The 14,044-nt window shown below is 38.6% G+C and carries 12 protein-coding genes; all 12 read right to left on the reverse strand.

Translation table 11 applies throughout. The annotated features are described in order from the left end of the window. Window positions 1–180: 180 nt before the first annotated feature. A complete protein-coding gene (locus ACN0QX_RS13815) occupies window positions 181–1,377 on the reverse strand; it encodes a glycosyltransferase (RefSeq protein ID WP_417197786.1) in 1,197 nt (398 codons plus the stop codon). A 242-nt stretch (window positions 1,378–1,619) separates the two neighbouring features. Continuing rightward, a complete protein-coding gene (locus tag ACN0QX_RS13820) occupies window positions 1,620–2,813 on the reverse strand; it encodes a glycosyltransferase family 4 protein (protein WP_417197788.1) in 1,194 nt (397 codons plus the stop codon). Between the two features lie 274 nt (window positions 2,814–3,087). Then, on the reverse strand, window positions 3,088–3,975 hold the full coding sequence (locus ACN0QX_RS13825; protein WP_417197790.1) for a hypothetical protein: 888 nt from the start codon (window positions 3,973–3,975) through the stop codon (window positions 3,088–3,090). Further along, window positions 3,975–5,402, reverse strand: coding sequence for an MBOAT family O-acyltransferase (locus ACN0QX_RS13830; RefSeq protein WP_417197792.1), 1,428 nt, complete (start codon window positions 5,400–5,402; stop codon window positions 3,975–3,977). The genes ACN0QX_RS13825 and ACN0QX_RS13830 overlap by 1 nt, the downstream gene beginning before the upstream one ends. A 10-nt stretch (window positions 5,403–5,412) precedes the next feature. Continuing rightward, window positions 5,413–6,261, reverse strand: coding sequence for a sulfotransferase family protein (locus ACN0QX_RS13835; protein ID WP_417197794.1), 849 nt, complete (start codon window positions 6,259–6,261; stop codon window positions 5,413–5,415). Continuing rightward, entirely contained in the window at window positions 6,248–7,357 is a 1,110-nt protein-coding gene (locus ACN0QX_RS13840) for a glycosyltransferase (protein ID WP_417197796.1), read from the reverse strand. Before ACN0QX_RS13840 ends, ACN0QX_RS13835 begins: the two co-directional genes overlap by 14 nt. Next, on the reverse strand, window positions 7,347–7,934 hold the full coding sequence (locus tag ACN0QX_RS13845) for a serine acetyltransferase (RefSeq protein WP_417197798.1): 588 nt from the start codon (window positions 7,932–7,934) through the stop codon (window positions 7,347–7,349). Before ACN0QX_RS13845 ends, ACN0QX_RS13840 begins: the two co-directional genes overlap by 11 nt. An 11-nt stretch (window positions 7,935–7,945) precedes the next feature. After that, entirely contained in the window at window positions 7,946–8,932 is a 987-nt protein-coding gene (locus ACN0QX_RS13850; RefSeq protein ID WP_417197800.1) for a glycosyltransferase family 2 protein, read from the reverse strand. Beyond that, complete coding sequence (locus tag ACN0QX_RS13855) at window positions 8,929–10,317, reverse strand: asparagine synthase-related protein (RefSeq protein WP_417197802.1); 1,389 nt, start codon at window positions 10,315–10,317, stop codon at window positions 8,929–8,931. The genes ACN0QX_RS13850 and ACN0QX_RS13855 overlap by 4 nt, the downstream gene beginning before the upstream one ends. Window positions 10,318–10,708: 391 nt before the next feature. Beyond that, on the reverse strand, window positions 10,709–12,541 hold the full coding sequence (gene asnB / locus ACN0QX_RS13860; RefSeq protein ID WP_417197804.1) for an asparagine synthase (glutamine-hydrolyzing): 1,833 nt from the start codon (window positions 12,539–12,541) through the stop codon (window positions 10,709–10,711). A gap of 3 nt (window positions 12,542–12,544) precedes the next feature. Further along, window positions 12,545–13,294: a methyltransferase domain-containing protein gene (locus ACN0QX_RS13865; RefSeq protein ID WP_417197806.1), complete on the reverse strand. Its 750-nt coding sequence runs from the start codon at window positions 13,292–13,294 to the stop codon at window positions 12,545–12,547. Window positions 13,295–13,322: 28 nt separating this feature from the next. Further along, the coding region (locus tag ACN0QX_RS13870; protein WP_417197808.1) for a glycosyltransferase at window positions 13,323–14,044 on the reverse strand (722 nt) is incomplete at its 5' end.

The following is a 14,044-nucleotide window of genomic DNA, read 5'->3' on the forward strand; positions in this document are numbered from 1 at the left end:
GGCAGATTTGGGAAGCCTGTCCAGAGCAAAGCGCAGGATCTTTATCAATGAAAAAAATGAACTTTATAAATAAGTGTTTTCACGCACACCTTAAAGCGTCATAAGAAGCAATGTGAGTAAAAAAGATAAGATGGATAAACTATAATATCTAAAATAGAAAATTATTATAATATTAGCTTTCTACCTATTATAAAACGTCAAAAATGCGGCTTGCTGTTTGTGAAGATTAAATGCATCCCGAACACGTCGTATGGCACGTGTTCTTATAGCTTCTTTATCGTCTGCGGAAAGCTCAATAACCTGTACCAATTGTTTGGCTAAAAGCTGGGGCTGTCGTTTAGGAACTACCCAGCCCGTTTCAGCATGCAACACGTTCTCTTGCAAACCTTCAGCATCACTAACCACACAAAGCAAACCCATTGCTTGAGCCTCTAATACGGCATTACAAAAACCTTCTTGAATACTGTATTGTATATAAATAGAGGCGTTTTCTAGTTGCCGCTTAACCGCTTCTTGGGGTAGTTTTCCCATAAATGAAATACAATCCAGTAAACCTAACTGATGTGCAGCAAAAACAAGACGCTCGCGTTCACTCCCAGCACCAATAATGGTATAATGAAAAGCAATACCCGCAGCCTTCAACAGCGCCAAGGCTTCCAGGGTGTATTCCAATCCTTTTTTCCAATGCAATCGTCCAACAGTAATTAACTGCAACACGGGATTAGCATTAGCCAATCCATGCCCTTTAAAAAACTGCGTATTAATAGCAGGTGTTATCACCTGAATATTACGAGGCAAAATAGTATAATCAACCAAAGTCTGTTTCATTTCTTCAGACAATACATGGTAACGCACGGCCTTTTTAAACAATAAATCATAACATCCCGGATGTTTCAAAGGCGACAAATACAAATCATAACCCCTAAAACTCACCGCCATTTTTGCGTCCATGGCTTGCGCCACATTTTCACGCGTAACAGCCAACATGCCAAATCCAAAATGAAGCCAATCCACATTCTGACTAAAAAAAAACTGATTCAAAATAAGTTGTCTAATATTAGCTTTTAAATGGATGCCATCGGCTTTATTTAAAGCAAACAATTTATAGCTTCTTCTAGGGTGCATAAAAAGTGACTGTACAAGCGCTATAAAACTATACCATATGCGCGTCAAAAGACCACCTCCAAAATGAGGAGCGGCTACCACCTGACATCCAAAATCATAGTCGGTCGGATCTAAATAATCAACAAATAAAACAACATCAAAACCCTTATCCTGTAACCCACTTATTTTATTTCTAAAAAAGGTTTCAGAATAGCGCGGCACCGTGGATAACACAAGACCAATACGTTTATTAAATGTCGTTCTTTCTCTCATATATAGTAAAAACCCATGGTTCTAAGTTTCATAATAGTTCCTATGTGCATTATAATATAGCAATTTTTCTATTTCAATGTCAACGCAACACCGCACAACTCACAACTCATCCCTACTCCCAACCTCAAAAATCAACACCTACCTGCCGTAGTCATTAGTCACTTTTAATTTTTCACTCTTCACTATTCACGCTTCACTTTTCACTATTCACGCTTCACTTTTCACTTTTCACTTTTAACTTTTCACTCTTCAAACAATCCATGATAAAGCCCAATCATCCCTTGAACCATCTGTTCCTCACGATGATTAGTTTTTATAACTTCCAAGCCGTGCTCACGAATGCGTACGGTTTCGGTCTCGCTCAAATTGGCAATCTCAATAATTTTGGCTGCCATGGCCTGGGAATCCCGTATAGGAACCAAAAAACCCGTCTCACCATCATGAACAACCTCATCCATACCGCCACAATCCGTGCTTAAAACCAAGGTGCCTAAAGCCATAGCTTCCAATACCACATTGGCAATTCCTTCCTTAATACTAGGTAACAGCAATAAATCGGCCTGTGCTATAAGTTCTTGAACTTGAGGATAGGGTAGTGGATTTAATAAAGTCACCTGTTTGGACAGATGCAAGTCGTGAACCTGATAAGCCAGTTCAATATCCTTAGCGCCTCCAATTATAGTATAATGAAAATCAAAACCTTGTGCTTGTAGTATTTTACAGGCATCTAATGCATAGCTATAGCCTTTTACCCAATGAGGCCGTCCTACGGAAATGATATCCAGTGGCTTATCAGGTAAACCCAAAGGCTCCGGTTTCTTGTCTATGCCTGTTTGAATTTCAGAAGCCGGTAATCCACTATATACAACAGTAATTTTGTTTTGGGCGGCACCATATTTTTGAGCTTCCAATCCAATAGCTCCAGATACCGCATGAAACCCATCAACTTTAGGAAAGTATGCCTGATACATAGCAGCTAAAGCGGCATCGGCTATCGGCGAATAATTAATATGGGCACCGCGCAGACTTAACACCAATTTCATACCAAAATCCTGAACCCAAATCCAATCCTTTAGGCCTTTGGCCCATTGCAAATGAAACACATCAGGCTGATACCATAGCACAGGATAATATTTGACTTTGGTATAAACATCAGTTTTCTGCTGCTGCTTTAAATAGGTATCCAACCGTTTTTTGTCACCACCTTTAAACAAGGTTAAGAGTATTCCATAACGCATCAAATGCCAAAACTTGGATAGCCTATTCAATCGGTATCCTACTACCCTAACACGAGACGAATAGCTTGGACGTTTACGTAAAATACCAAAAAGAATCACGGAGTGCCCAGCATGAGCCACACCTGAAATCAGACGCTCTATAAAGGTAGTACTCGGTATTTCTCCAGAGTAAATAGCTATTTTTAAGGGGGTTTTCAACAAGTCATATTTTAAAATCTAAAGGTAAAAATCTTTACGAAACCAAACCCAACTATTTCAATTTTTAACCACAGGCAATAAACCCTAACTATTTTTGGCTCCTCCCTTTAGTTAAAGGGAGGTGGCTAGATCGACCATAGGAGATCTAGACGGAGGGTTTGAAACATAAAAATCGATTAAACCTAAAAAGGAGTCCTGTGGAATATGTCAGCAATGGGACCATCTGCCGATTGAAGGAACCTTGCCTACCTACTAAAGAAAGAAACCATAAGCCCTAAAACCCCGCAAACATGTCCGCAAACCGCAAACTTACGGCCTGCCGACCCAATCGATTCACATGAAAATCATCATAAAAATACCGCGTATCCTTTAAAATATCAGAATGATTAATAACCGGAAACAAGGTAGTCCCCGTCGCCACAGCCAAGGTTTTATGAGGTGGTATATAAACCATTAAGGTCATGTCATATTTAGCACATAAATCCTGAATCTTTTTAAAATAGGGGTTTTTAAATTGGAGCGTTTTGGGGCGTCTAGAAACAATCAATTCCGAAACTTGAGTAGTAATAGGATAGCTGTAATTCCCATAAGCATCAAACCGATTGCGTTTTTGGGGTTCTACCAAACTAACCAACGATGGATAAAACAATTCCGCATTATAATAACCCACGCCAAGCATGGGGAACCACAAACTATTAGCGGCTAACCCAGCTGACCTGCCGGAAAAAGAGTCATAATAATCATAAACATAAGGGCGGGAAACATAAGGTAAAAAACGATAGTCATTCCCGCTTAACACATGGTCTATAACATCATAATCCAAGATACTGGCAGCTAATATACATACCGGCGTTTGCTTACCAGATGCAATAAAATGCTGAAGCATCAAATACTGACTAGATAAACTCGTATCATCCATAGATAAATTCAATCCATGCTTGCCTGAAACCGAATCAATGACCTGCGTATTAAGCGTTGTTAAACCCGTGCTAGAACCCAAAATAATATAATCAAATGCAGAGCTTTCTATTTGCCGCTCCAAAAATGAGGGCTTGTAAAACGACCCTTGACGTAATGCCCATAAACTACCATATGAGATAGCCGAAGAAACCCCTATAAATAGTAGTAAAATAAAACCAATACGTTGTAGAAAAATCCCCATTAAAATTGAAAATATATAAAGTCTACTGGATTCTTATAAACACCCATAAAAACAATTAATACCGCAATAAATATAACGTGAAAAGTAGACAATACCACCTCTTGTTTGTTTTTTTGCACGGTTCGAAACTCATAAAAAAGCAACACCAAAATGCCTAAAGCAGTAATAGCACTAAATAAAAGCGATTTGGAACTACTATAAAACAATTCTAACGATAGAGAATCAAATCGAACAAGATCTTCTAATAGCGTCCAAGCAATAGTCACGGTATCGGCTCTAAAAAAAATCCAAGCCAAACAAACAAATATAAAAGTAAGTAAAATACGAGGCGCTTCCCGAAGTCGCATGCGCGTACCATCTATATAATTCCGGTTTTTTCCACCAATTAGCAGTGGTAAAAACAAAAGGGCATGAATCCCACCCCAAATAATAAAGGTCCAATTGGCACCATGCCAAAAACCACTCACCAAAAACACAATAAACACATTCCGAATCTGGAACCACATCCGCCCTCTGGAACCGCCTAACGGAATATATAAATAATCCCGAAACCAAGTAGACAGAGAAATATGCCAACGCCTCCAAAATTCGGCGATATCCCTCGAAAAATAAGGAAATGAAAAGTTCGTCATTAAGTTGAACCCAAAAAGTCGCGCCACACCAATGGCAATATCAGAATAGCCTGAGAAATCACCATATATTTGAAAAGCAAATAAAACGGCTCCTAAAAACAGTTCTGCGGAACTATAGCCGCCAGAGCCATCAAAAATCTGATTCACAAAAAAGGCACAATTATCAGCCACTACCATTTTTTTAAATAAACCCCAAATAATAAGAGACACACCGCTTATGGCAAAGTCAGAATCAAAGACGCGTGGCTTGGAAAACTGGGGTAACAACTGCTTGGCGCGTTCAATTGGCCCCGCCACCAATTGCGGAAAAAAGGCCACGTACGTAGCAAATTGTACCATATTCTTGGTGGGCTCTAATTGCCTTCGGTACACATCAATGGTATAGCTCAAGGTTTGAAACGTATAAAAGCTAATCCCAACGGGTAAAATTATGGAGAGCGTTTCTACAGACAGGCTCACGCCTATACTGCCCCAAGCATCCACCCAACTGTCCACAAAAAAATTATAATATTTAAAAAACCCGAGCAGGCCTAAATTACAAATCAAACTAATCCCGAGTAATAGCTTCCGCTTTTGGGGTTTCTCCGCCTTTGCCAAACCCCGAGCCACCGTATAATCAACAAGCGTACTAAACACAATCAACCCTAAAAAACGCCAATCCCACCAAGCATAAAACACATAACTGGCTACTAACAATAACACATTCTGTGCAGACAACCAACGCTTAAATACAAACCAATACAGTATAAATACCAAGGGCAGAAAAATAGCGAAGTCTAGAGAATTGAATAGCATAGGTATCTATTTAGCGACGTGGGTATAAAGTCGATTTAAAAATAGTTAAAACGGTATTAATTTGAGCTATTTCATCTGCTGACAAAACCCGCTTCTTTAATTCAGAGGTCACCAACGCACTGTTTGGGTGTGTCTTGGATGAGGGTTGTTTATAATAGGTTTTCAAATTAGCAACGGGTTCCAAATTAAAACGGTCACATAAGTCATAGAATAAGTTCATGTCATGTGATAAATCCTCATACCGAACCACTTCCATATGTCCAGTGTAAGGCTCCAAAACTTCTAACGGTATCACATTTTCTAAACACCAACGCAATGCTAAAATTTCAACTGGAGACAGGGTTTTATAAGCCCTAATATCGTAACCAAAGTGCTCTTGTATGAGTTGTACCAGCCTGTCTTGAGATACAAAATGCGATAAATCATACAACCAAGGAAATTTCACTTGTTGTTGTGAGCGAATCACATCATAGGGATTTCTAATAATATGAATCACGGGAATACCAAACTGCTGGTATAAATAGACCGCAGATAAATTAAACCGAACAAACTTAATAATAAACTTTTTAGGAATAAAAGGCCACAAATGCCGTTTCCACTTCCGATTGCTATTTTGGGCAATCCAATCACAATCAACTCGGTTTTTAAATACACGCCGTAAATAAGCATAGGCTTCTGCCGAATCAGATGGTTCTTTGAACCACCGATCACATAATAAATAACCGTTTTTAGTACGTGTTTCCTGTTCAGGTTCAAACAACATGCGGTACCGGTATGGTTGCGCCAAAGTTTCGCTTAACCAACTCGTACCGCTTCGGGCACTCCCAACAACTATAATATGTTTATTAAATCGCCCCATCTTTCAACAAAGTTTTATAGAGTTCTTCATGAGCGGTTATAAAGGCTTCCATCGTAAAATGTGCTTGACAATACACCCGTAAATCCTGCCCTATTTTAAACTGCGCTTCAACATCCATACATTTAATAGTATTAATTTTTAAAGATAAAGCTTCTGGATTTCCAGCCTCAAACAAAAGGTGTTTAAAATCACTTAATACAAAATTTATTCCGGTAATATCCGAACCAAGCACCGGAATGCCCATACTCATGGCTTCTACCAATGCCATAGGCATCCCCTCCTTTCGGCCTTCATCCAAAGTAGGAATCACATATAAATCAGCAGACTTAATATACGGGCGTACATCCAACTGCTTTCCAAGAAACTGAACCTGGTTCTGCAGCCCTAAAGCTTGCCCTAAAGCCATCATGTCACGACCATAATCATTGTCGCAATCCCCTAATATACTTAAGCGTATAGTCGAATCTTGAAGTAAATGTATAGCTTCCATTAAAACCTGAATACCCTTTACAGGCACCAAATTAGCCACTGTTATAACATGAAATGCAGTGGCATCAACTGCAATAGGTTTTAAAACAGCATCAGGAGAATAATAATTGGTATCAATACCTAAAGGAATTAAAGCTTGTTGCTGTTTATTGGGAAAATAACCACGCATCTCATCATTAATAGTCACGATAAAATGAGCCAAATAACTTTTTATATGCCAATGTTTAGAATTAAAACCCATAGCTTTTTTGGTGTAAAGCCATTTAACACCAACAAAGCGCGCAGCTAAAGCTTCAGTCCAATCACTACTCCACTGCCAAGAATGAACAATATCATAATTTTGCGCTTTATAAAATTTAGAAATAGCCCATATCCGAGGCAGCAAACTAAAATAGGGTTTATAAGGCGTTTTAGTTTCAAAAATATGGATAGGAAGCCCCAAAGATGCCACCTCTTTAAAAAAAGCTCCAGCATCACTACCGCAGGCTATTTCAATATCAAATTTGGAACTATCCAAACCCCGAACCAAATCATAAACAACTTTACCACTGCCTGCCGTATTAAAATTAGATATGGTAAAAAGAATGCGTATTTTTTTAGTGCTCATCTAAACGTCTTATAATTTTTGCAGGATTGCCAGCTACAACACAATGGGAAGGCACATCCTTAACCACCACAGAACCGGCACCAATAGTAACCTGATCACCAATGGTGATAGCACCAATAATCACCACGTTGGCGCCCACAGAAACATCATTCCCAATAATAGGCAACTGGCTATTATCATTCCCCTTATTACCAACAGTTAAACCATTCCGAAATTGAAAATTACGCCCTATAGATTTCGCGTTAATAACCGTGGCAAACGGATGATAACACATCAAACCACCAGCAATCTCCGTACTCCTAAATAGTTTACAAGGCAAATCATTCATAAATAAATAACGCCAACGATAGCCGAGCTTATTAATCCGCCAGAAAAAAATATAGGCATAATCTGGGTAATAAATCATAGCATGGTAAAACTGCTTGTCAATAGTAGCATATTGCACTTGGCTCCCACGTACCTGCAAGGTGTGTTTAATATCGGCTTGAATAACAGCATTAGCTATCACATAACGGTTATAGAGGCGCCATAAAAGCAGCTTTTTAAAAGCGTGTGTTAGTAATTGGTTTGGTTTCAATGGTTCAATTTTTAGTTTAGAAGCTGCTTAACAGCATACGGTACAACATAGTACCCATATATTTTACGTAAAAATTCATAGGGCAATATAACCAATATGGATAAATATAAGCGAATAACCAACGGAATCTGAATGGCTTGCACATCAAAATATAACTGTTTTTTTAAATCCTGTCGCTTGTGCAATCCTTTAGTAAAAACCACTTGCCTCCCCATAGATTGAAACAACTGACTAAATAACAAACTTTTAAATCGCAATGGGGTGTCTTGCTCCAAATAAAAAGGCAGATGTTCTTTTACCAAGCGAGGCCAAACCATAAAGGCGCGTGGTGTTTTTCGTTTAGACTGCTCAATGGTAGAGTCTGCATGTTTATAATACAAATAGACATAGGTGTCTAAAAAAGCAACGCGTGAACTCATTCCCAATTTAATGTCCAAAGCAGTATCTTCATTATTCCGTATAGCTTCGTTATATAATCCTATTTTATCAAAAACTCTTTTTCGATACAAAAAGGCGGGTGGTCCAACCACAGTTTTTAAGCTAGAAAACCAATGCAAACCCCAATATGGAGGTTCTTTTCTTATAACCTTATGGGTTTCGTCATCAGGCTTACGGGTTTCTGAAATACCTTTATAGGACTTGACCATTTTTCCAAAAACGGCATCGGTTTTTGGATAGGCTTCTAAAACAGCAATCAGTTTTTGTAATGCACCTGGATAGATTTCATCGTCCACATCAAATATATAAATATAATCCCCTTGTGCATGTTTTATGCCTGTATTTCGAGCAGCAGCAGCACCTTGCTTACTTTCAGCTAGAAGAGAAACTCGAGAGTCCAATTGCACCATTTTTCTTATGTATTCAACAGACGGATCCTGGGAGTTATTATCCACATAAATAAGTTCAAAATCTTGTATTTGCTGACTCAAGATAGAATGGTAGGATTTTTCTATAAAATCAGCACCATTATAAACAGGTATAACAACGGATAGCTTCATAGAGATGTCTGATTTTGTTTATGCCATAAAGACAAGGTCAGCAACATACTTAAGGGATGCGCATAATGAACCGGATCCGTTGTTAAAAAATGCTGATAGGTGTCTTGAACTAGAGATTCGGGAATAAAGCTATGAAAATCTGGATTAAAAATTCGGCTTTGTAAAGCCTGGTCATTTTCAGCGCCCATAAACTGCAATTCCCAATTTCGCTGTACATAGGGTTTCCCTATAAAGGCTTGTCCTTCACGCTGCAATTTATTCCAAACCCGGTACGGCAAATTATAAGGGGCTTTATTATATAAATAGGTGTTTAAGCTAAAAGGTTTATGGTCTTGCCAGGTTATACGAGCAAGCTCTCTATCTTGTTGTAAATGGGCTATTTGCAAGCGTCTATCAGCCAAATAGGCTTCGGGAACTGTACAAATATAGTCACACATCCGGTTATCATAATAGGGCAAGGTAATGGGATGTGCGGCCGCAAATACGCTTAAATTAGTCGTCGTCCAACGGTGCGCCCACTGACTCGTTTTAAAAGCGCGAACTTTGGCACTCACGTTATCTATGGCAATAGCAGATAAATCGGTTTCTATCCGGCCCATGAGGTAGGAAGTAAAGTCGCCTGCCAAGCCCCAATATTGCCATAACTGCTGGGCGAGTTCCATACCTTTAGGCTTTACCATTTTCTTAAAAAGTAAAGGTATAATATCAGCTTCGGTCGTTTGTTCCGGAGCGCCACGATCAAACAACACATCACCCCAATGCCCCAATGAAAAAACACCGTCCATAGCTTTTAATTGTGGTAAAACGGCCATTTGCCTTGGATGCGTAAACTCGGAATAACAAGCATTTATTTGAGCCAAGTCATCAATGCAATCCCATAAATACCCAGGTTGAATAATATAGGGACTAAAGCGAAACCCACAAACCTGCGCAATGTCTTTACTAATCTCATGCTCTGCAAAACCGCCTTGAAAACTATAACTATACCCATGCACAGGGTTAGGCAAATCTTTTAGAATCAGTGCTTGACTCCTACTATCTAAACCACCAGACAGTGGCAAAATAACGGGATTATCACCCACCTGTTCTTTCGTTATGGTAGTAAGTAATTGAATGTACTCCTCTAAAGTATCTTCAAAGGTGATGGCGCGTGGCGTGTAATGCCAACGAAACCAGGGTTTACTGTTGACTAAAAAACCTTCATCGTCTATGCTGTGGTTATGGCCTGGAAGCAAACAGACTTCGTCCTTCCAATAGGTATCACCTCCCATAAAAAACCCCGTAGCCATAAAAACACAAATGGCCTCCAAATCGAGTTCGTGAGGCTGATTAGCAATTTTAGCAAACTGTTGTTTACTAGGGAGTATGGGTGTTTTTATAGTCATGCGTTGAATATAGGACGAATATAATAAAAAAGACGTTTGGCATTCAGAGCAAAGCGAAGAATCTCAAAAATAGAGAAACTTTAGTCCCACCTTTCCTTGCATACCAAGCATATCATTCGTTATCATCCACTGGTCAATTGTCACTTGTCATTATTCATAATTAAGTTTCCACTTGTCACTTGTCACTTGTCACTTTCCACTTTTCACTTTTCACTTTTCACTTTTCACTTTCCACTTTCCACTTTTCACTTATCACTTTCCACTTTTCACTTATCACTTTCCACTTTTAACTTTTCACTTATCACTTATCACTTTTCACTTTTAACTTATCACTTTTAACTTTTCACTTATCACTTATCACTTTTCACTTTTAACTTATCACTTTCCACTTTTAACTTCCCTCTATAATCCCATGAGCCATCCACCATTTCTGCCAAGCATAAATATGCCAAACCCCCCAGGCATTATCATGTTTACCATCAAAAAAATCCTGAACATAAGCTTGTAAAACCGATACCTCTATAACCTCTTTACCATAAAAAGGCGTATCAAAAACAGCATGCATAACATCTGCTTGTAACGCCGTATGCAACCAGGCTTTTAAAGGCACGGTAAAACCCATTTTCTTTTGGTTTATTAAGGATTCTGGCACTTCTTCGGCTAGTAACCTTTTTAAATCGTGCTTTAAATCGTGTTTTGTTTTTAATGCACCACGCTGCCGCCAGGCCCAGTCAATACTCGCTTTATCTAAAAAGGGGACACGCACTTCCAGACTATGAGCCATACTCGCCCGATCTACTTTTACCAAAACACGTTGCATATGTGCATAAAACTCATTCCAACGGAGTTGATGCAGCACAGCGGGTGTATCAGAATTTGTAAACGCATACAAATCTGTCATGGATGGTGAAAAGGCGGTATCTGGAAAAGCGCCATCCAAAGTAGCGGCTGGTAACTTTAAATGCTTATTGGTTACAAAGGCATTAAAATTTTTAAAATAAGGCGCCCACGTTTTGGTTATCCCGAGCGCATTAGTGAGTTGAGCTAATGGCTTCCTAATAACATAAGGCATTTTAAACCACCAGCGTTTGCGTATAACATCCAACATCCTAGGATACCCAAAAAACAGTTCATCACCACCATCACCAGATAACATAACGGTATGTTTCTTTTTGGCTTCTTTTGAAATAACATAAGTGGGAATGCTAGAATAATCTCCAAAAGGTTCTGAAAAGGCTTTAAAATGTGCATCTATTTCTAACAATAAATCCAATTCTTTAACAGAAACAATATGCTGTGTAATATCCAAATGGGCCGCATAGCCCTTGGCTATCTCACTTTCGTTAAGCGCCGGGTTATCAACAGCCAAAGTAAAAGCTTCAATATCAGAAATGTGCTTTTTGGCATACGCACTAATCAACGGACTATCAATACCACCACTTAAAAAAGTAGCAATAGGCACATCACTAACTAACTGTTTAGAAACAGCTGTTTGTAAGATAGGGGACAAACCGGTGTCCTTCAAATTAGGACCCTGTCTTTTTTTAAAAGTAACAAGCCTTTTATGTATAACCTCTCCAGCCCTATTCACTTGTATTAAATCACCAGGATTAACCTGAAAAATACCGCTATAAATAGTGTTAGGGGCTTGCATATAACCAAAACCAAAATAGTCTTTTACAATCTCTGGCTTTAATTCCAAAGAATCACAAAACCAAGCATGTTTAAAAACCTGATCAAATTGCGATGCCATAACAACACCTTCATTTGCCACCCCATAAAACAAAGGCTTAATACCTGCAAAATCACGGGTCAGATACAAACAGTCTGTTTCCGTATCAATAATGGCAATGGCAAACATCCCATTCAGTAACGGTATAGTAGCTGCTACGCCTAATACATCTAATAAATGAATCAAGACCTCTGTGTCCGAAGTAGAATGTAAATCAGTTAGTGCATAGGTTGCAGCAAGATCTTGATAGTTATAAAGCTCACCATTAAACACCACCTGATAACGCCCACTCGGACTTTCCTTCGGCTGATTCCCCTGTGCCGAAACATCTAAAATAGCCAACCGATTAAATCCCAACTGGAACCCAGAACCTCTTGTGGTACACGAAGCGTCAGGCCCACGATGTTGGGATAAGGCCAAAAGGGCTTCAAAGGATGCCAACTCCGTTAAGGAGTTATGTTGAAAGGTAAATTCGCCTAGAAATCCGCACATATTTTATTGCTTTTCAAAAACACCTATAATGGCTGATGAGAAATACTTTGATGGACACTTTTCTAATCGTTCATTTGCAAAGTATTTGAAAATCAAGCGATGTCCTTTATAAATTAGCTTTTGCATCAAGTTACTCTTTTGATGAACACCCAATGGAAAACCACCATAATAATCTAAATGTAAAATAGCTAGATTGTGACGTGTGGCAAAATTTTTAAAAACTTCAAGTTTCATGCATTTTAAATTATGCACCTTGAGGTTTTTATAATCTACCAAATACTTATAAAACTTGACATAGCCTCTCATGTTGGGTATCATGACCATTAAACGTCCTTGATCGGCCATATAGTCCACATGCAAATCTAAAATAGCATCGTAATTTTCAAAATGCTCAATAAAACCGTTAGACATCACATAATCGTATGTAATTTGCGGTTTATATGTTGTAAAATCCTCTTGAATAATATGATAATCGGGAACGTCCATAACTTTAAAAGAACCTTCTATTTGTGTCAAATCCGAATTATAATCCAAACAGGTTGGTTTAAGTTTATACCTATTGGCTAAATAAGCTAGATATCGTCCTGGGAACCCCCCTATTTCTATTAGACTTTTAGCATCGGATTGGTTCTTTATAAACATATCCCAGATGGGATTATAATAAGAACAAACGGTTTTAATATGCTGCTTATTAGCGTGACTATGCTCATAGTAAGTTTCCCAATATTTCTGTGTTGTAAGCTTATCTGCCATTAACTAAATTTATAAATTAATATTATACTTACCTTTTAAATACGTCATATTTTAAGAAAAAATAAACCAACTGCATACCATGTCGCATTGAATTAGACATCACCTGATAAAACAAATACCACTTACTTTTAATACCTGGACAATGATTTTTTAGTATCTGCCCATACCGTTTCCAAGACACTTTTGCTATTAACTGCCTATCAGCCTTTGTAAAACGGTTTTCTCCCCATGCCAAAAGCGCTATAGTTAATCTGCGATACAGCACATATTGTTCAAAAGGAGCGTTAGTAACAATCAAGGAGGTATTTGAATTGTGTTTCCGGACACAGGCCAACACATCAGGCAAGGCATAAAAAGGATAGTAATAAGCCACACGTCGCCAATATTCCCAGTCCTCGGAAAGCGTAAAATTGGTATTAAACAAACCCACTTTATCAATCACACTACGCCTTATAACCGGCGTTATCATTGAAAGCCTATTTTTAAATAGCAAGTCTTCAAACACATAACCATGGTTCCCTGTTTGGGTAATAACACGTCCCGTACGAACACCATCAGCATTAACAAACTCAATATTACCAGTAACCAAGCCAACCTCCGGATGGGATTTAAAAATAGGTATTTGTTTTTCTAGTTTCTCGGGTAACCAAAAATCATCATCATCACAAAAAGCTATATAGTCACCCTTACTTTTAGCAATACCAAAATTCCGAGCACCATTTACGCCTTTAGGATAATCCTTAGACCGTT

Source organism: Bizionia sp. (assembly GCF_048259285.1).
GTDB lineage: Bacteria > Bacteroidota > Bacteroidia > Flavobacteriales > Flavobacteriaceae > Algorimicrobium > Algorimicrobium hallyeonense.